General features: G+C 72.9%; 13 protein-coding genes and 1 pseudogene. 6 read left to right on the top strand and 8 right to left on the bottom strand.

What is annotated here, in order from left to right; translation table 11 throughout:
• Positions 1–202 precede the first annotated feature (202 nt).
• From ABD808_RS35390 to ABD808_RS35370, 5 genes and pseudogenes are all read right to left on the bottom strand, one after another.
• Positions 203–2,818 (bottom strand): GMC oxidoreductase, encoded by a 2,616-nt coding sequence (locus ABD808_RS35390; RefSeq protein ID WP_344906828.1) that lies wholly within the window; start codon positions 2,816–2,818, stop codon positions 203–205.
• 57 nt (positions 2,819–2,875) lie between these two features.
• A complete protein-coding gene (locus ABD808_RS35385; protein ID WP_344906825.1) occupies positions 2,876–3,970 on the bottom strand; it encodes an alpha/beta hydrolase in 1,095 nt (364 codons plus the stop codon).
• 180 nt (positions 3,971–4,150) lie between these two features.
• Positions 4,151–7,168, bottom strand: a complete 3,018-nt coding sequence (locus tag ABD808_RS35380) for a helix-turn-helix transcriptional regulator (protein ID WP_344906822.1) — start codon at positions 7,166–7,168, stop codon at positions 4,151–4,153.
• A 444-nt stretch (positions 7,169–7,612) separates the two neighbouring features.
• A complete protein-coding gene (locus ABD808_RS35375) occupies positions 7,613–8,233 on the bottom strand; it encodes a LutC/YkgG family protein (protein ID WP_344906819.1) in 621 nt (206 codons plus the stop codon).
• Positions 8,230–8,907: pseudogene (locus ABD808_RS35370) on the bottom strand (4Fe-4S dicluster domain-containing protein); the annotation flags it as partial. The pseudogene ABD808_RS35370 and the gene ABD808_RS35375, both read right to left, overlap by 4 nt.
• A 72-nt stretch (positions 8,908–8,979) precedes the next feature.
• On the opposite strand from ABD808_RS35370, the gene ABD808_RS35365 reads away from it, so the two are divergent.
• Positions 8,980–10,182: an RNA-guided endonuclease InsQ/TnpB family protein gene (locus ABD808_RS35365; protein WP_344906817.1), complete on the top strand. Its 1,203-nt coding sequence runs from the start codon at positions 8,980–8,982 to the stop codon at positions 10,180–10,182.
• 138 nt (positions 10,183–10,320) lie between these two features.
• Here the strand turns inward: ABD808_RS35365 and ABD808_RS35360 are convergent, their stop codons facing one another.
• Complete coding sequence (locus ABD808_RS35360) at positions 10,321–11,229, bottom strand: acetamidase/formamidase family protein (protein ID WP_344906815.1); 909 nt, start codon at positions 11,227–11,229, stop codon at positions 10,321–10,323.
• Between the two features lie 135 nt (positions 11,230–11,364).
• Here ABD808_RS35360 and ABD808_RS35355 point away from each other — a divergent pair, with 135 nt between their 5' ends.
• The 3 genes from ABD808_RS35355 to ABD808_RS35345 all read left to right on the top strand — a co-directional run bounded on the left by ABD808_RS35355 (position 11,365) and on the right by ABD808_RS35345 (position 13,109).
• The gene (locus ABD808_RS35355) at positions 11,365–11,820 is read left to right on the top strand and encodes a MarR family winged helix-turn-helix transcriptional regulator (RefSeq protein WP_344906811.1); all 456 of its coding nucleotides are present in this window, start codon (positions 11,365–11,367) and stop codon (positions 11,818–11,820) included.
• Between the two features lie 122 nt (positions 11,821–11,942).
• The gene (locus tag ABD808_RS35350) at positions 11,943–12,161 is read left to right on the top strand and encodes a hypothetical protein (protein ID WP_344906808.1); all 219 of its coding nucleotides are present in this window, start codon (positions 11,943–11,945) and stop codon (positions 12,159–12,161) included.
• Positions 12,162–12,167: 6 nt separating this feature from the next.
• Positions 12,168–13,109, top strand: a complete 942-nt coding sequence (locus tag ABD808_RS35345) for a ribokinase (protein ID WP_344906805.1) — start codon at positions 12,168–12,170, stop codon at positions 13,107–13,109.
• Here the strand turns inward: ABD808_RS35345 and ABD808_RS35340 are convergent.
• Positions 13,106–13,546 carry a PH domain-containing protein gene (locus tag ABD808_RS35340; RefSeq protein WP_344906801.1) on the bottom strand — a complete coding sequence of 147 codons (441 nt, stop codon included), beginning with the start codon at positions 13,544–13,546 and terminating at the stop codon, positions 13,106–13,108. The two genes, ABD808_RS35345 and ABD808_RS35340, sit on opposite strands and share 4 nt — an antisense overlap.
• Before the next feature lie 130 nt (positions 13,547–13,676).
• On the opposite strand from ABD808_RS35340, the gene ABD808_RS35335 reads away from it, so the two are divergent.
• Both ABD808_RS35335 and ABD808_RS35330 read left to right on the top strand, forming a co-directional pair.
• Positions 13,677–14,609: a Ppx/GppA family phosphatase gene (locus ABD808_RS35335; RefSeq protein ID WP_344906798.1), complete on the top strand. Its 933-nt coding sequence runs from the start codon at positions 13,677–13,679 to the stop codon at positions 14,607–14,609.
• A gap of 112 nt (positions 14,610–14,721) precedes the next feature.
• Positions 14,722–16,887 (top strand): MMPL family transporter, encoded by a 2,166-nt coding sequence (locus tag ABD808_RS35330; RefSeq protein ID WP_344906795.1) that lies wholly within the window; start codon positions 14,722–14,724, stop codon positions 16,885–16,887.
• Between the two features lie 93 nt (positions 16,888–16,980).
• On the opposite strand, the gene ABD808_RS35325 is transcribed toward ABD808_RS35330, so the two are convergent.
• A complete protein-coding gene (locus ABD808_RS35325; RefSeq protein WP_344906792.1) occupies positions 16,981–18,921 on the bottom strand; it encodes a protein kinase domain-containing protein in 1,941 nt (646 codons plus the stop codon).
• Between the last annotated feature and the right edge of the window lie 121 nt (positions 18,922–19,042).

Raw genomic sequence — 19,042 nt, 5'->3', positions numbered from 1 at the left:
CGCGAGCCCCCCGCACCACGCGCCCACCGGTGAGTGCGGGGCCGGGGGCCGCGCGACCCCCCGCGCGACCCCCGGCGAAAAGGGTGCAGGCCGAGAGCACCCCGCAGTTCCCTCGGCCTGCACGACCACGGCCCCCCGTGTTTCCCCCGGTCCCTCCGTTTCCCCCGTGTTTCCCCCGTTTCCCCCGGTCCGTTCGCCCCGATCACACCGGATCGGGGCCGTACACCTCCCACAGTTCGCCCGCGAAGAACCGGCCGAACCTGAGCAGCGCCTCCGCGCCGTCCGGGCCCGACGTGCGGAACGTCGTGAGCTGCCGCGCGAAGTCGGTCAGCCGGATGTGGAGCACCCCCGCGCCGACCACCTCCGCGTCGCTCTCCCCGTCGGCGTCGACGTGACCGTCCAGCAGCCGCACGTACAGCGTGGAGGTGTCCGGCCAGATCCGCGTCGGCGGACCGTGCAGGACGTTCTTCACGCCGGTCAGCGTGCGGGCCCGGCCGTCGCCGTCGGTGTAGAACAGGCGGTACCGCATCAACCGCCTGTCCTCGCCGCCTCCCGCGCCCCCCGCGGGATCGACGAACAGGTTGAACGTGCCGCGCTCGACCCGGCGCCGGCCCCCGTGACCGGCGGCGTCGACCCAGCCCTCGGCGCGTGCCTCGTGGCCCGCCTCGCGGACGAACCGGTCGGTGTCGTCCGCCGTGATCGTCAGGCGGAACGACAGGCGGCGCCGCGCGTCGCCCTCCGCGCCGACCTCCGGGTCGGTCTCCCCGTAGGTGACGAACCCCTTCATCTCCTCGGTGAACCACAGCGACGTACGATCCGAGGCCACGGCGGACACCCCCCGACTTCCTCCGTGGCCCCCCGAAACCGGACCGTACGTCGCCGAGCCATTCGCGACCCCGTTCACGGAACCGTGCGCGGAACCATTGACGGAACCATTGATGGAACCACTGACGGAGCCGGTGACCGGCCCGTGCGCGGTCCCGTTCGCGGTCCCGTGTTCCGGGCCGTCGCCCGCCCCGTCCGGCGAGCCGGAGTCCCCGCCCGGCTCGGCCCCCGTGGCAGACGGGGCGGTGACGGCGGGGCCGCCCGCACCTCCTTGTGCGGACGCGTTCTCCAGCAACCGCGTGGCCAACCGGTCGGCCTGCGCGGCGATGGTGAGCGAGGGGTTCGGGCCCACCGGCCCCGGCATCGCCGCCCCGTCGGCGATATAGAGGCCAGGGAACCCGAACACCTCGCCGAAGGCGTCGCAGACGCCCTCGCCCGGGTGGGCGCCCATCGGGGCGCCGCCGAGAGGATGGACGGTGATGATGCGCTTGCGGAACCACATCGGGTTGTCGGCGTAGTCGGCGCCGAGCATGTCCGCGATGCCGCGCATCGTCTTGCGGACCCGGTTGAACAGGTCCTCGCTGGTCGCCGTCGTCCAGTCCGCCGACAACCGCCCGTCCCGGAGTAGCAGCCGCCCGTCGGGGGTGTCGCGGCCCATGCCGAGCAGCGGCAGCGAGCTGACCGTGAGGGCGCCGTCGCCGATGAGGTCCGACAGCTCCTTGGACAGGTTCGTGTCGGGCGCCTCACGGAACAGGGCGGTGAACCGGCCCCACAGGAACTTCATCGCGCGTTCGACGTCGTTCTCGACGTCGTAACCCTCGACGATCCAGTCGGTGAACCCGGGGTAGCCGCCGTCCTGGATGTAGGCGCCGGGGCCCGCGCCGGGCACGCCGTCCAGGTCGTCGGGCAACCGGATCGCCGTGGTGATCACCGGGCCCCTGCTGGCGTTCAGCGGACGGACCCGGTTGCGGTCGGTGGCCCGCAGCAGGAACGTCAGCAGGTCGCCGTTGCCGCTGAACCGGCTGCCGAGCGCGTCGCTGAGCCCCGGGAACGCGTCCCGCGACTTCAGCAGCAGGAACGTCGTGCCGTAGGTGCCCGCGCCCAGGATCAGCCGGTCGCAGGTGATCGTCCGGACGACCGGGCGGCGCCGCTTCTTCAACGTCACGCCCGCCGAGCGCGGCGGGACGTCGTGGTGGACGTAGTCGACCTCGTATCCGCCGCCGGGCCGGGGCCGCAGCGCCTTCACCTCGTGCGACGTGCGGATGTCGGCGCCCCGGTGCGCCGCGGCCGACAGGTAGGTGTGGTCGAGGCTGTTCTTGGAGCCCTCGTTGCAGCCGATGTCGCACTCGCCGCACAACCGGCACGTCCGCCGGGGCACGCCGTGGATGTTGCGGTAGCCCGCGTCGGCGATCGGCAGGCTGAGCCCGGGTTCGCCGCCCGGCCGCGCGGCGAAGCTGACCGCGAGTGGCGGCAGCGTGCACTGGAGGCCGAGTTCGGCGGCCGCGTCCTGCATCGCGTGCGTCTTCGGCGTGTCGTCGAACGGGACCTGGTCGAGCGGGTACGGCGTCGCGCCCATCATCTTCTCGACCACGCCGTAGTGCGGGTCCAGGTCGGCGCGCGAGATCGGCCACGGGTCGTAGGAGCCGCCGGGGCCGTCGTTGACGAACCAGTTCTCGTCCTTGCGCAGCAGCACGTTCGCGTAGATCAGGGAGCCGCCGCCGAGGCCCGCGGACACGACCGAGTCGCAGCCCTTGAAGCTCCACACGTCGAACATCCCGTAGAGCCCGGCGTCCGGATCCCAGAACGCGCGCCCCATCTCTGAGGGGGAGCGGGGGAACGTGCCCGGCGGGTAGGGCTGCCCGCGTTCCATCAGGACGACCGACAGCCCGGCGTCCGCCAGCCGGTACGCGGACACGGACCCGCCGAACCCGGACCCGACCACCACCGCGTCGACGTGCTCGCGCGCGGCGCCGTCCCTCATGTCGTCACCCATCGAACCGACCCCTCCGCTGCCTTTCCTTCCGCTTCACCGCCGGAACCGCCGCCGCGCTCATGAGCTGTGGCGTTTCAGGAAGTCGACGACCAGCGGGTAGACGTCGATGTGGGAGTCCTTGCCGATGATCGGATCCAGGTGCCCGTAGCCGGGGAGGACGGCCAGCTCGTGGCGTCCGGGCGCGGCCTTCTCCAGGATCTTGTGCAAATGGACGTTCGAGTCGGTGAAGACGCGGTTGTTGCCCGGCGCGAGCAGCAGCAGGGACGTCTCGACGTCCGCCGCGTTCGTGAGGTAGTTCTCGGGCAGGGCCGCGTACCGGCGGTCGTTGGGCGCGAACTTCACCGAGTGCCCGGCTTTGACCATCTTGCGGACGTGCCGGTAGTAGTTCATCGCGGACGCGCCGCAAATGTCGGCGACGCGCGCGTGCGTCTCGGGCAGCAGGTTGTCGTGCTCGTACATCGCGGGCCTGCCCGCCCCCCACTGGAAGCTCTGCATGTGGCAGGCGCGGACGTCGCACTCGCGGTGGAACATCGACACGCCCCGCGACGTCATCCAGGCGCGGGTGAAGCGCGGCGCGTGCCCGAACCTCGGGTCCAGGAACGGTAGCCCGACGACGTATTCGAGCATCCAGGTGCCGAGGCCGAGCTTGAACCTCGACCACTTCGGGACCCGGGGCGTCAGCGAGACGCTGTTGCAGGTCAGGGTGGTGATGCCGGAGATGGTCCCGGCGAACACGGCCATCGAGAACGACACGGCGCCCAGGCAGTGCGAGAAGACGTGCAGCTTGCGGTCGCCGATGTGCTTGCGCAGCTCCGCCAGCGCGGGCGGGAAGTCGTACAGGGCGATGTCGTCCAGGGTGTAGCGGTGCGTCTCGGTGTCGTACGGGTAGCGTCCGCTCATCCGGAAGTCGAGCGTCCAGACGTCGGTGAACCCGTTGTCGAGCAGGTGGGACGCCAGGTTCGGGATCTCCGGCATGATGTACAGGTCGCTGGAGGACGTGAGCCCGTGCAGGAGCAGGACGACGTTGTCGCTCTCCTCGCGCAGGAACCGGGTCAGCGTCAGCCCGAGGCCGTCCTCGGTCGTGACCGGATATGTCGAAATGTCCGCGTCATGCACGCCGCTAAGCGTGAACCGGGGGATCACTCGATCCATGTCTGGCCACCTCCAAATCCCGCAACGATGATGCTGTGACCCGGCGTTTCGGGGCATCGTGGTAAACCCGTACTTCTGCCCCGGAACCCGATCAGCAGGAGGAGAGCGCATCGCGGCGATGTCCGTTACTACTGTGATGATCCCCGTTGAGCGGAAGTTCGGGAACCCCGAATCGGGACGTCAGTCGCTGCCCGGTCCGCCCGGGTCCGGCGCGGCGCGGGTGAGGGCGTTCACCACGCCGACCCGCGAGCTCACCCCGAACTTGGCGAAGATGTGCGACAGGTGCGTCTCGACCGTCCGGATGCTGACGAACAACCGCTCGGCGATCTGAGAGTTCGTACAGCCCTCGACGACCAGCGACGCGACCTCGTACTCGCGTTTGGACAGCCCGCCAGGGAGCTGGGAGTTCCGGCCGCCACGGCCACCCTTGGCCGGGACCCGCACGCCGAGCCTGCGCTGCTCGCGGACGACCTGGGCGTGCAGCGCCTTCGCCCCGCAGCTCGTGAAGATCTCGGCGGCCTGCCGCAGCTGCTCGCGGGCGGCGGCGCGGTCACCGGCCTCGGCGTGCGCCTGCCCGGCGCGCAGCCGGGCGCGGCCGACGTCGAGCAGATGGCCGGCCTCGGCCAGCGTCGTCGCCGCCGCGAGCGCCTCCCGCGCGGCCGCCTCCGCGTCGGTGGTCTGGAGGGCGTGCGCGCTTGCGAGCCGCGCGAGCGCGTTGTGCGCGTCCAGGCCGGGGATGACGAGTCGTTCGGCGCGCCGCACCCACCGGGCCGCCGCGTCGGCGCGGTCGCGTCCGGCCTCGACCCCGGCCATCATCTCGCTGACCGACAGCTGCGTGCGCTGGTCGAGCGGCCCGCTGACCGCGCGCTCGAACGCCTCGGCGGCCTCGTCGAGCCGGCCGAGCCCGATCAGCGCCGTGCCGTGCGCGTACCGGGCCATCGACCCCCACCACTCGCCGACGCCCGCGCCGACCTCGACGGCCTCCTCGGCCTGCCGCAGCGCGGAGTCGTTGTCGCCGGACCAGCCCGTCACCAGGCTCTGCTGGGTCAGCGCGAACACCAGCTGCTGCCCGGAGTCGAGCAGCCTGGCCTCCTCCACCGCCTCCTCGACGGCGGCGGCGGCCTCCTCCAGGCGGCCGAGCATCCCGTGCGCGCGGGCCAGGCCCGACATCAGGTTCGTGACGATGTACTGCTGCCCGGTCGCGCGGGCGATGGTGACCGCGCGCTGGAACCGTTCGGCCGCGTTCTGGAAGTGGCCCATGAACGACTCCGCCCAGCACAGCCAGGCGATCGCGTCCATCCATTCGGCCAGGTGCTCGTCGGGGGCGGCGTTGACCAGCCGATCGGCGGCATCCAGGTAGCGGACGGCGTCCTGGACGCGTCCGGCCGCCAGCGCGGGCATCGGGCGGACCGCCGCGACCGCCAGCTTCAGGCTGGGCTCCCAGTCGTCGGAGCTGTCGGGCATCAGGTCCAGCACGGCCTGCGCGGCGCGGAAGTCGATCCGCATCATCCGTTCCGCGACGAGCCGCATGCGCAGCGGGACGGCGGCCGGTGAGCGGGGGTCGGGCATGCGGCGCAGCTCGTCGAGCAGCAGCGCGCGCGCCTCGTGCGGACGGTCGAGCTGCCGTTCCATCAGCGCGGCGAGCCGGGCCGCGCGGGCGCGCCGCTCGTAGTCGTCGGGCGGGAGCATCCGCAGCACGTTCCGCGCGGTCTCGCGGCCCTCGATGAGGTGCCCGCCGACCGTCTGGACCTGCGCCAGCTCCATCATCAGCTCCAGCCGGGACGGCAGCGCCGGGTCGTCGGCGTCGTCGTCGTCCCTGGCGTCCACCGGGCCGGTCGTCGGCATCAGGCTGAGCGCGGCCTGCAACCAGTGCGCGGCGGTCGTCGGGGCCTGCGTGGCGAACGTGCGCGCGGCCTCGACCAGGGTGGCGATGGCGTCGCGGTCGCCGATCCGGCCCGACCGTTCCAGATGCCGGGCCCGCACCGCCGCCGGTGCGCCGACGCTGGTCAGGTAGGCGGCGATGCGGCCGTGCGCGGCCAGCCGCCAGCCCGCCGCCGCCGACCGGTACGCGGCGTGCCGGACGAGCGGATGCCGGAACCGGAACCGCTCGGCGCGCGGCCGCACGATGTCGCGGGCGACCAGCTCGTCCAGCGCGGCGAGGGCCTCCTGCTCGGTCACCTCCGCAGCCGCGGCCGCCAGCAGCGGGGTGAACTCGTCGGACGCGACCGCCGCGCTCTGCGCGATCAGTTGCGCCTGCGGGGACAGCCCGCTCAGCTCCAGTTGGAGCGCGGCGCGCACCGCCGGGGGCAGCTCGCCCTCGGCGTCGCCCGCCGCGACGGGCTCCCGCGTGCGGGCGAGGGCCTCCAGGTAGAAGGGGTTGCCGCCGCTCGCCCGGTACAGCTCGCGGCAGCGCGTCCCGCTGACGCCGGGGCCGAGCAGCTCGGTGACCTCGTCCTGGGTGAGCGGCCGCACCGGCAGCCGGTCGCCGCCGACGGCCTGGAGGGACGCCTGCACCAGCGCGGCCAGCCGGGGCGACGCCTGCGCGGGACGGTACGCGAGCGCGATCAGCACGCGGGCGCGCGGCGGGTGCCGGACGAGATGGTCCAGCAACTCGATCGTGGCGTCGTCGGCCCAGTGGACGTCGTCGAGGATCAGCACCAGGCCCGACGGCGCCGCCACCTGCTCCAGCAGGTGCCGCACCGCCCGGTACAGCTGGTAGCGCGCGACGGGTGTGGCATCGGGGGACGCGCCGAGCGCGCCGTGCGGGACCGCCGGGTGGGGGGCCGCCGGGTGGGGGGCCGCCGGGTGGGGGCCGGGGTGCTCGCCGTAGGTGAGGGCGGCCGACAGGGCGGGGAACACCGGGGCCAGCAGCCGTACGGTCGTCGGGGCGAGGTCGCCGACGTGCTCCTCAAGGTGGTCGTCGAGGGCGTCGACGACCGCGCCGAACGGCATCTCCTGCTCGAACTCGGCGGCGCGCCCGGCCAGGACGACGAGCTTGCGGGCGCCCGCCGCGCTCCACAGCTCGTTCAGCAGGCGGGTCTTGCCCGCGCCCGGCTCGCCGACGAGCGCGAGGAACCGGAACGAGTCGGCCGCGGTGGCGTCCAGGGCCCCGTCGAAGGCGCGGAGGACGTCCTGCCGGCCGACGAGGGGAACGCCGTTCGACGGCTCCGCGCCGCCATGGCCGGTACGACCCTCCATGTCCACACCCCAACAGTGACAGGCGGTCGATACGCCGTGATCGTGCTTCTTTGTAGCGGTTCCAGAGAATTGACGGGTTTTACCCTATCGGGTCGAACGTCAATAAGGTGGGGCGCCGCGTCCCCGCCCGCCGGTCACGCGCCGGGTGGGCGCGGCCCCGCGAGCGGCCCGTCACCTGCACCGTCACCGGTGGCTCCAGCCTGATCGTCACGGCCCTGACCGTCACGGCCCTGATCTTCACGGTATTGACCGCGCCGTTGCTTCACTGCTATCAACCGTCCTCGCGCGCCTCGTGTCAACCTCGGGTGGGTAAACCGTTCCGCCGTCGTGACCTCCGCTACATGGGCCGCGCGGCGACGCCGTGATGTCGCGGGCACCGACCGCCTGATCACACGCTGTGCCCGCACCGTCGAGCATAACGCCGCCGCCGGGGGCCTCCGGGGGTTATTCGGCGAGCACGACCTCCAGGGTGCGCGGGCCGTGCACGCCCTCGACCCGGGACAGTTCGATGTCGCTCGTCGCGGACGGGCCCGAGACCAGCGTCAACGGCCGCGCCGGGTCGAGCCGCGCCAGCGCCTCGGGGACGTCCGGGGCGACCTGCCCGGCGAGCACGACGATCAGATGGCGGTCGGGGACGAGCGACAGCGCGCGGCGCCCCTGCGCGACGCCGTGGTCCAGGACGATCGTGCCGGTCTCGGCGATCGCCACGGCGCAGCCGGTCACCGCGCCCGCCAGCCCGTCGAGCGAGGCCAGCGGCGGGTCGCGCACCAGTTCCGCGGCCGTCGCCGACGTCCACGCGGCGGGCAGGTCGGACGGCACGCCGTAGGGCCCGGGATGCGCCGCGAGCCGCTCGGCGACCACCTGCGCCACGTCGGCCGGCCGCACGCGCAGGACCGTCGCGCGGTAGTCGGCGACCCGCTCGGCGAACAGGTCGAGAACGTCGCCGTCGTGATGGCGGCGCACGTAGTCGCGGTCGATCCGGGCGTAGGACGCGGCGACCGCATCCGGCCCCGTCGCCGGGGCGGCCCGGTCCACCCGGCGCAGGATCTCCTCGCGCGCGTTCACGTCTCGCTCCCGTCCTGGCCGCCCGTGCGGGACCACCACGCGCGGAACGACTCGGGCGGCGGGACGGGCGCGTCCCGGGTCTCGGTCCAGGCGCCGAGCGGCCCGGGAAGTCGCCGGATCCGGCCACGCCGAGACACGACGCGCCGCGCGGCGGAGGCGGCGCGCTGGGCGAGCGCGAGCCGGGCGGGGGAGCGCAGCGTCCATCCCGCCGCCGCCATCGCGAGCCGTTCGAGGCGGTGGCGCGGGCCCGTCTCGACGGCGCGGGCCCGCAGGTGGACGAGCACCTCCGGGATGTCGATCGCGACCGGGCACGCGTCGAAACACGCCCCGCACAGCGACGACGCGAACGGCAGGGACCGGTCCACGTCCGACCCGAGGCCCCTGAGCTGCGGCGACAGGATCGCGCCGATCGGCCCCTGGTACGGCGACCCGTAGGCGTGGCCGCCCGCGCGCCGGTAGACCGGGCACACGTTCAGGCACGCCGAGCAGCGGATGCAGCGCAGCGCCTGCCGTCCCACCTCGTCGGCCAGGGTCGCGGTGCGCCCGTTGTCGAGCAGGACGAGATGGAAGGCGCGCGGGCCGTCACCGGGATGGACGCCCGTCCACGCGGACGTGTACGGGTTCATCCGCTCGGCTGTGGACGAGCGCGGCAACAGTTGCAGGAACACCTCCAGGGCGGATGGTCGTCCGGCGAGATCTGAATGTTCTCGCACACGTGTTCGAAGTAATGCGGTAGGTTTCGTGTCATGCCGCAGACGGGAACGGAAGAGGAGCCGGGTGTCGCCCGGTACACCTACCGTCTCCGCCTGTCCGGCCGCGCCGAGCGGGCTCTGCTGCGGGAATGGGACCGTTGCCGCTGGGTGTGGAACCAGTGCGTGGTGGAGTCTCGTGCCGCGCACCGGGCGGGGGAGAAGATCGGCCCGGCGGCGTTGGACCGGATGCTGACCGGGTGGCGCGCCGGGCGAGGGTGGTTGCGCCGGGGCGCCAGTGTGCCGCAGCAGCAGGTCATCCGTGATTTCGGCCGGTCCCGCGCGAAAGCGATCAAGGACATCAAGGAGCGGCTGCCGGTGCGGCGGCGCGCCGGGATGCCGAACCTGAAGAAGCGGGGCGTGGCGGATCCGACGTTGAACTACACGCGGCGCGGGTTCCGGCTGCGTGATGGATTGCTGGTGCTGGCGGGTGGTATCGGGGTGGGGGTGGTGTGGTCGCGGGAGTTGCCTGCGATGCCGTCGTCGGTGCGGGTGTACCGCGACGGTGTCGGCCACTGGTATTGCTCGTTCGTCGTCCCCGCCCAAGTCGAACCGCTACCGGTGACCGGCCGGGCGATCGGGGTGGACTGGGGCGTCAAACAGTTGGCGACCACCACCAGCGACGCCCACGACCTCCCCCACCCCCAGCACGGCAAGGCGGCTGCCGCGAGGCTGGCGAGGTATCAACGGCAGATGGCCCGCCGCCGTACCCCGAAGGGCGGGCCGGGTTCCAAGGGGTACAAGCGGGCTGCGCGCCGTGCGGCCCGGCAGTACGCCAAGGTGCGGCGGCAACGTGCCGACACCGCCCGTAAATGGGCCAAGCGGGTGATGCGGGATCATGACCGGGTGGCGGTGGAGGACTTCAGACCGAAGTTCCTGGCGCGTTCGACGATGGCGCGCAAGGCCGCCGACGCGGCGATCGGCGCGGCCAAACGTGAGCTGATCGACATGGGCCGCAAGCACGGCCGTTTGGTCGTGCTGGTCGACCCGAGGAACACCACGACCGACTGCGCATCGTGTGGAGCGAGAACCAAGCACGCACTGCCGCTGTCGGAACGCACCTACACCTGCGAGGCGTGCGGGGTGTCTCGTCCAAGGGACAAGAACTCCGCACACGTGATGCTGGTCCGGGCAGGTTTCGTCCCGGCCGGTGCCGAAGGCGTCAGACCTGGGAGCCCGCCGGGTTCCCAGGCCGCCTGAGCCGGAAATCCCCACCAACCCCATGACGGGAGGGAATCCCCTTCCCTTCAGGGAGGGGAGGATTCAAGCAGGTGAGAAACAGCGCGATCCTCATTCCGCCCATGATCCGACCCTACGCGCGGCCTCTCGGACCGGCCGTCAGGAGAGGAGGGACAGTTCGAGGTGGGCGGAGACGATCCAGTTGGGGACGTCCACGACCTCGGAGATCTTCAGGTCGGCGGCGACGCTGGCCAGCAGGTAGGCGTCGACGGCGGCCATGCCGGTCCGCGCGGTGATCTCGTCGATCAGGGCCCGCGTCGCGTCCTTCGACGCCCGCATCAGGTCGGGGCCGATGCCGGTGGTGGCGAGCGACGCGCCGGTCCGGTGGCTGCGCGGATCCGTCTCGATGATCGGGGTGGACGGCGCAGACCCGCGCCGCACGTCCACACGGAGCCGCACGACCGCGTCGGTCTCGACGCCGGTGCCGCAGACCTCGCCGTCGCCCATCGCGGCGTGCGCGTCGCCGAGCGACAGCAGCGCGCCCTCCACACCGACCGGCAGGACGAGCCGCGCCCCGGGGCCGAGGTGCCGGATGTCCATGTTCCCGCCCCAGCGGCGCGGCGGGACGATCGAGTGCTCACCCGGCTCCGGCGGCGCCACCCCGATCGTGCCGATCATCGGGACGACCGGGATCCGCACCCCCGGGAACGGCTCGGCGAACCCGCCGGAGATCTTCGAGATCCGCAGGTGCGCGTCGGGGAAGTCGTCGGTGAGCAGGCCGAAGCCGGGGATGCAGGCCGTCCAGCCCCAGTCGCCGGTCTCCATCTCCAGCACGTCGATCACCAGCGCGTCACCGGGCTGGGCACCGTCGACGTGGAACGGGCCGGTGACCGGGTTGACCTTGCCGAAGTCGAGGGCACCGACGTCGGCCGTCCCGGACTCGGGCCGCAGCTGGCCGCCGCTCGCGTCGGCGGTCTCGACGGTCAGCTCGTCGCCCGGCGCGAGGGTCGCGACGGGCGGGACGGCGTTGTCCCAGGCGTTGTGCACGCTGGTGCGGCGGATGTGCATCGCTCCTCCAACGGAGTGTCGGCGTTCCGGACCCGACCCTATAGATCATCCGTCCGGCCGGACCGCCCCGCTGCTATGGTCATGAACGGCTATGGTCATGAACGTTGACAGTCACGATGCCTTATCAAGTGGGAGGTGGCCGTGGAGGCGGAGGCCGAGGGCCCCGATCTGGGCGTGCTGGCCGGTCAGCTGATGCGGGCGCTCCAGGAGGAGCTGTTCCGGCGGCTGGCCGAGGAGGGGCACCCGGGCGTCCGGCCACGGCACGGCACCGTTCTCGCCTTCCTTGACCGTTCCGGTCTGCGCGCGACCGAGCTGTCAGCCCGCTCTGGACAGCACAAACAGATCGTCGGGTCGATCGTCGACGAGCTGGTCGCGCTCGGGTACGTGCGCCGCGAGCCCGACCCGGCCGACCGGCGGGCCAAGCGCGTCGTGCCCACCGAGCACGGTCTGGACGAGATCGCCAAGGCCCGCGCCATCCTCGCCGACATCGAACGGCGGCATCGGCGGCACCTGGGCGACGAGCGCTTCGCCGCGTTCCGGGAGACATTCCAGGAAATCGTCCGTGACCAGCGCGGATGGGGCGACTCTTGACCTCATGGATCGGTTCGGACGGTCCTCGCCGGGCAGGACGGCCCTCGTGACCGTACCGAACGTTGATCTCCTGGACGACCCCGCGCTCGTCACGGAAAGTTACGAAGCGTAACGTTCTGTGCATGGGGGGCGATCGGGGAAGCTGGACCGGGCCCGGCGGCGTGCGGGTCACCGCGGTCCGGCTGAGCGGCGCCCACGGGGTGTGGGCGCGGTTCGTCGGAATACACGGCCAGAGCGCGTTCCTGGTCACCCGGGACGGGACGTTCGTCGGCCGCGGCTACTACGCATCCGTCGCCGAGCTGTCCGAGGTGGTCGACCTGTCCACGCTCCGGACAGAATGAAGCACTGTGACCACGCGGGACTGGGACGTCGTCGTAGTCGGATCGGCCAACGCGGACCTGGTCGTCGGCGTCGACCGGCGGCCCGGGCCGGGGGAGACCGTCCTCGGCTCCGACCTCGCGACGCATCCGGGCGGCAAGGGCGCCAACCAGGCCGTCGCGGTGGCCCGGCTCGGCGGCCGGGCCGCGCTGGTCGGCCGGATCGGCGACGACGGCCACGGCGCCCTGCTGCGCGACGCCCTCGCGGCGGACGGCGTGGACCTCGCCCAGCTCACCACCACGCCCGGCGTCCCCACCGGCGTCGCGATGATCACGGTCGGGCCGGACGGGGACAACAGCATCGTCGTCTCGCCCGGCGCCAACGCCCGGCTCGGCCCGGCGGACGTCGCCGCCGCCCGCGACCTGATCGCCGCCGCGTCCGTCGTGTCCCTCCAGCTTGAGGTGCCGCTGCCCGCCGTGGAGGCGGCCGCCCACGCCGCCGCCGGTACGGGCGGGCGGGTCGTGCTCAACCTGTCGCCGCCCGCGCCCGTCCCCGCCGACCTGCTCGCGCTCTGCGACCCGCTCGTCGTCAACGAACACGAGGCCGCCCGCCTGCTGGACGAGGACGCCCGCCCCGCCGGACACGCCGATTCGGCCGACCCGGCCGGGCTCGCGGCGGCGCTCGCGCGGACCGGCCCCCGCTCGGTCGTGATCACGCTCGGCGCGGACGGCGTCGTGGTCACGGACGCCGCGCACGCCGCCCCGGTCAGGGTCGCGTCCCCGCGAGTGAAGGCCGTCGACACGACCGGCGCGGGCGACGCCTTCACCGCCGCGCTGTGCCTGCGGCTCGCGCGGGGCGACGCGCTGCCGGACGCGGCCCGCTACGCCGCCCGCGCGGGTGCCGCCGCCGTCCGCGCGCACGGGGCGCAGAGTTCGTTCCCCACGGCCGACGAGCTGCCCGAACCGGGCTAGCGCGGCGGCTCGGGGCTGGTGCGGGCGCGGATCCGGTACAGCTCGTCGGCGACGTCGTGCACGTCGGCGCCGAGGTCGAACGCGCTGAGCAGGTGCAGGTCGTCGGTGGTCTCGATCTCCAGGATGCGGGTGCGGGCCAGCACGCGGCGCCGCTCGTCCACCCGGATGGAGGTCACCTCGCGCCACGGCACATGGCGGTGCCCGGCGTAGCCGGACACGACCGTCATGCCCTCGCCGTCGGCGCTGAGGCGGACCGGCGCGAGCAGGTCGCGCAGGGCCAGCCCGTTCAGCCCGACCGCCGCCACGGCCGCGAGGAAGAGGAACTGGTAGTCGTGCCTGTACAGGACGACGAGCGCCGTGACGGCCGCCGCCGCGACGCACTTCACCGCCACCTGTCCGGGCGGCACCCGCCACCGCCGTCGCGCTCCCGTCTCCATGACCGCCACCGTAGCCGTGGGCGCGGGCGGGACACGAATGCGTCCGCGCGGTCATAGTGCTGTGACCTGTCGCCATGTCCGTGGACGGTCGCCCCCGACGTCGACCAAACCGTCCGATAGCGTCATAAATATGCGACTCGGCGTGCTGGACGTGGGCTCGAACACCGTGCACCTGCTGGTGGTGGACGCCCACGAGGGAGCCCGGCCCCTGCCCGCGTTCTCCCACAAGGCGGACATGCGCCTCGCCGACCACCTGGACGACGGCGAGCGCCTGTCCGAGGAGGGGGAGTCGCTGCTGCGCGACTTCGTCGACGAGGCGCTCCAGATCGCGGAGGACAAGGGCGTCGAGGACCTCGTCGCGTTCGCCACCTCCGCCGTCCGCGACGCCGCCAACGGGGAGCAGGTGCTGGAGCGGATCCGCGCCGACAAGGACATCGACATCAAGGCGCTGTCCGGCGAGGAGGAGGCGCGGCTCACGTTCCTCGCGGTGCGGCGCTGGTTCGGCTGGTCGTCGGGACGGCTGCTGGTCGTGGACATCGGCGGCGGCTCGCTGGAGATCGCGTCCGGCGTCGACGAGGAGCCGGACGTGGCGTTCTCGCTGCCGCTCGGCGCGGGCCGGCTGACTCGCGCCAGGTTCAGCGCCGACCCGCCGCCGCAGGACGAGGTCCGCGCCCTGCGGCGGCACGTCCGGGCGGAGATCGCGCGGCGGGTCGGGGACGTCGCCCGGTACGGCCCGGCCGACCACGCGGTCGCGACGTCCAAGACGTTCAAGCAGCTAGCCCGGATCGGCGGGGCCGCCCCGTCCGCGGATGGACCGTACCAACGGCGGGTGCTGGGGGGCGCCGCGCTGACCGACTGGGCGGACAAGTTGGCCGCGATGCCCGCCGCGGAGCGGGCCGAGCTGCCCGGCGTGTCGGAGCGGCGGGCCCACCAGCTGCTCGCGGGCGCGATCGTCGCGGACGCGGCGATGGACCTGTTCCAGCTCGGCGAGCTGGAGATCTGTCCGTGGGCGCTGCGCGAGGGCGTGATCCTCCGCCGCCTGGACATGATCACAACCGGTTGACCGGATCCGGCCGCCCTACCCGATAAACGCGATATGACTTGCCGAGCGGGATTCAACAGCGTAGGGAGGAAGATCACGTTGTCCCGCTTCACTTCCTCTGGGGGTTCTCCGTATGACGCGCGCGTACAGATTCGCCTCGCTGCCCTGCGGGCGGCGCGGCAAATGGGTCGTGCTGGGCGTCTGGATCGTCATCCTCGTCGTGTCGTTCCCGCTCGCGGGCAAGCTGACCGGCGCGCAAACGAACGATTCGTCGGCATGGCTGCCGAACGACGCTGAATCGACGCGGGTCGTCGAAGAATCCAAGCGATTCGTGCCCGCTGACACATTACCGGCAGTGGTCGTCTACCACCGGAACGGCGCCGCGATCACCGCCGCCGACCGGGCCAAGGCGGCGGCGGACGTGCCGCGCCTGAAGGCCGTCACCGGCGAGGCGACGGACTCGGGCAAGCACCGGCGGCTCGCCGTCAACGTCCTCGGGCCGATCCCGGCCAAGGACGGCAAGGCCCTGGAGACGATCGTCAACGTCCATGTCGGCAACGACGGCTGGAACGTGCTCGGACCGGCCGTCGACGACTACCGCGACATCGTCCAGAAGGGCGCTCCCGGGCTGGAGGCGCACGTCACCGGCCCCGCCGGGTACGGCGGCGACTTCAGCAACGTGTTCTCCGGCTTCGACATCGCGTTGCTGGCCATCACCGCCGCGATCGTCATCGGGATCCTGCTGCTGACGTACCGCAGCCCGATCCTGTGGCTGGCGCCGATCCTCTGCGTCGGGTTCTCGCTGATGGGGGCCCAGGCGCTCATCTACCTGCTGGCCGAGTACGCCGGGCTCACCGTGAACGGGCAGGCGGCGTTCATCCTCACCGTGCTGGTGTTCGGCGCGGGCACCGACTACGCGCTGCTGCTGATCGCCCGGTACCGGGAGGAACTGCGGCGGCACCGCGACCGGCACGAGGCGATGGCCATCGCGCTGCACCGCGCCGGGCCCGCGATCCTCGCCAGCGGCACCACCGTGGCGCTGAGCATGATGAGCCTGATGTTCGCCACCCTCAGCTCCACGCGCAGCATGGGCCCGGTCATGGCGATCGGCATCGTCATCGCGTTCGGCGCGATGGTGACGCTGCTGCCCGCGCTGCTGGTGATCTGCGGCCGCTGGGTGTTCTGGCCGCGCCGCCCCTCCCACGGGTCCGAGGAGCCGACCGAACGCGGCGTGTGGGCGCGGGTCGGCTCGTCCATCGCCGTCCGGCCCCGCCTGACCTGGGTCGTCACGGCGCTGGTGCTCGGCGGCCTCGCCGTCGGGGTGTTCGGGCTGCGGACCGACACGCTGCCTGCCAAGGACGCCTTCAGCACCGGCAAGCCCGACGCGGTCACCGGTGAGGAGGTCCTCGGACGGCACTTCCCGGCGGGCAGCGGGTCGCCCATCCAGGTCATCACCAAGGCCGGGACCGAGAACGACGTGCAGGCCGCCCTCGCGAAGGTCAGCGGCATCGCCGACGTCAAACCGGCCGGGAACAAGCCGGGGCAGGCGTCCGGGGGGCTCGTCTACCTGGAGGGCACGCTCACCGCGCCGCCCGACAGCGAGCGCGGGTTCGCCGCCGTCGAACACGCCCGCGACGCCGTCCACGCGGTGCCCGGCGCGAACGCCCTGGTCGGCGGCTCGTCGGCGGTGACGCTCGACGTCAGCGACGCCTCGCACCACGACCAGTACGTCGTGATCCCGATCGTTCTGGCCGTCGTGTTCCTCATCCTCGCGTTGCTGCTGCGCGCGCTCGTCGCACCGTTGATCCTCATCCTGACGGTCGTGCTGTCGTACGCGGCGGCGCTCGGAGTCAGCGCGCTCGTGTTCAACCACGTGTTCGGGTTCGCCTCCACGGACCCGTCGTTCGCGTTGTGGACGTTCGTGTTCCTCGTGGCGCTCGGCACGGACTACAACATCTTCCTGATGACCCGCGTCCACGAGGAGACGAGACAGGTCGGCACGCGGCGCGGCGCGCTGGTCGGGCTGGCCGCGACCGGCGGCGTGATCACCTCGGCGGGCACGGTCCTCGCCGGGACGTTCGCGGCGCTCGGGACGATGCCGCTGGTGTTCGTCGCCGCGCTGGGCTTCACGGTGGCGTTCGGGGTGCTGCTGGACACGTTCATCGTCCGGTCGGTGCTCGTCACCGCTCTGAACCTGGACGTCGGGCGGCACATGTGGTGGCCGAGCGCCCTGTCGCGCGCCGAGCCGGAGACCACCGACGTGCCGGAGGAACCCGCGCCCGCCGTCCGCGGCGAGTAGCCGGTTCGCTTGGCCGACCCGCTCACGGGCGGGTCGGCCGGGCGGCCCCGGCGGTTCGCGTTACGACCAGCCCGCGTTACGACCAGCCCGCGTTTACGACCAGTACGGGTGGCCGAGCGTGCGCCCGGGCGGGGTGGTGACGCGGTCGCCGGTGCCGTCCGCGCGGACGGCGTGCATCACCGGCGCGCCGACCGGGCCGCGCACGTAGCAGAGCCAGCGGCCGTCGCGGGACCAGGCCGGGTCCATGTCGTCGTCCGGGCCCGAGGTGACCGCGCGCGGGGCCGAGCCGTCGGCGTTCATGACCCAGATGTCGCTGTTCTCGTCCGGCCCGCGTGTGAAGGCGATCCTGCTCCCGTCGGGGGACCATTCGGGGTCGACGGAACGGACGCCGTCCTTGGTGACCCGCGTCCACGCCGAGCCGGGACGATCCGGGTCGAGCGTGTAGATCTGGTCGGTGCCGTCCCGCCTGCTCCAGAAGACGACCTGGTTCCTGGACGACCACATCGGGTCGTCCTTGAACGAGTCGTCGGTCGTGAGCTGGACGGGCGAGCCCGACCCGTCGACGGGGACCGCGAAGAGCTGCCGCACGCCGCCCCGGTCGGCCACGTACGCCAGGCGGGTGCCGTCGGGCGACCAGGAAACCCGGCTGCCGCGCAGGATGCCGACGACCTTCCGTGCGCCCGTGCCGTTGGCGTTGACCATCCACGCCTCGGCCGTCTTGCCGCCCCGCTCGGCCTGCCGGGTGAACGCGATGCGCGTCCCGTCCGGTGACGCCTCGGGGAGGATGTCGCAGGTCGGCCCGCCGACGAGGGTCCGCGCGTCCGCGTCGCCGGGCTTGTAGAGGCCGAGGTCGGCGTGGCAGTCCGCCGGCCAGCCGGGCGCGGTGTCGATCCGGACGATCATCGTCTCGGTCGGGAACGTTCGCGGGGACGCCGCCGCCCCCGTGTCGCCCGCGTCGTCGTCCTGGTTGAGGTAGTACAGCCCGGCGGCCACGGCGGCGGCGGTGAGGAGCCCCACGACGGCGGACAGGGCGAACGTTCGGCGGGACGGCCCCTGCCGCCGCCGCGCGGGAGCCGGGACGGTGACGTCCTGGGAGGTGACGTTCGGGCCCGGAACCGGGGCCGGAATCGTGACCGGGATTGGAGCCGGGATCGGTGGCTGGACGGGCGGCGCCGCCCAGTCCTCGCCCAGTTGGGCCGTCACGGCCGCGTCCCCGGAGCCGCCGACGAGGTTGAGCAGCAGGTCACGGGCGGTGGGGCGCTGGTCGGGGTCCTTGCGCAGCGCCGCCGCGACGAGCCCCGCGAGGGGGGCGGGCAGGTCGCCGAGCTCGGGTTCGGCGTGGACGGCGCGGGCCGCGAGGATCTGGAACGAGCCCTCGCCGAACGGGTTGCGGCCGTTCGCGGCGTACGCGATGAGGCAGCCCCATGCGAACACGTCCACGGCGGGGGTGATCCGCTGCGTGGTGACCTGTTCGGGCGCGATCCAGCCGGGCGTGCCGACGAACTGCCCGGTGCGGGTGTGGGACGACGCCGCGTCCAGCGCGCGGGCGATCCCGAAGTCGATGACGCGCGGACCGGAGATCGACAGCAGCACGTTGCTCGGCTTGAGGTCGCGGTGCACCAGCCCGGCGCTGTGGATCGCGACGAGCGCGGCGGCGACCCCGACCGCGACGCCGTGCAGCATGCCGGGCGAAAGCGCGCCGTTCGTCCCGATGTGCGCCAGCAGGGACGGGCCGTCGATGTACTCGGTCACCATGTAGGAGAGCCCGAGGTCGTCGCCGTGTTCCAGGACGTGCGCGGTGCAGAACGACGCGACGCGCCGCGCGTTGGCGGCCTCGTCGTGGAACCGGGCGAGGAACGACGGGTCGCCCGCCAGCGCGGGCCGCACGACCTTCACGGCGACGGGACGTCCGGCCGGGTCGCGGCCGAGGTACACCGCGCCCATCCCGCCCTCGCCGATCTTGGCCTCGATGCCGTACCGGCCGATCCGCGTGGGGTCGTCCGGGCGCAGCCCGCGCACCGGGGTCGCGTCCATGGAGATCACCTTCCGGTCCCCTGGCCGCGTCCTGGCGCCCGCCGACACGGCGGCACGCGGCCCCACAGATCCATACGATGTCAGACTTTTGGTGAGATGCCGGGTGACGGGGCGAGGTTCC

The sequence above is a fragment of the Actinomadura meridiana genome (assembly GCF_039537545.1).
In the GTDB taxonomy this organism is placed as follows: Bacteria; Actinomycetota; Actinomycetes; order Streptosporangiales; family Streptosporangiaceae; genus Spirillospora; species Spirillospora meridiana.
Note: the sequence above shows the minus strand (reverse complement) of the source record. Positions and strands in the feature narration are given on the sequence as shown.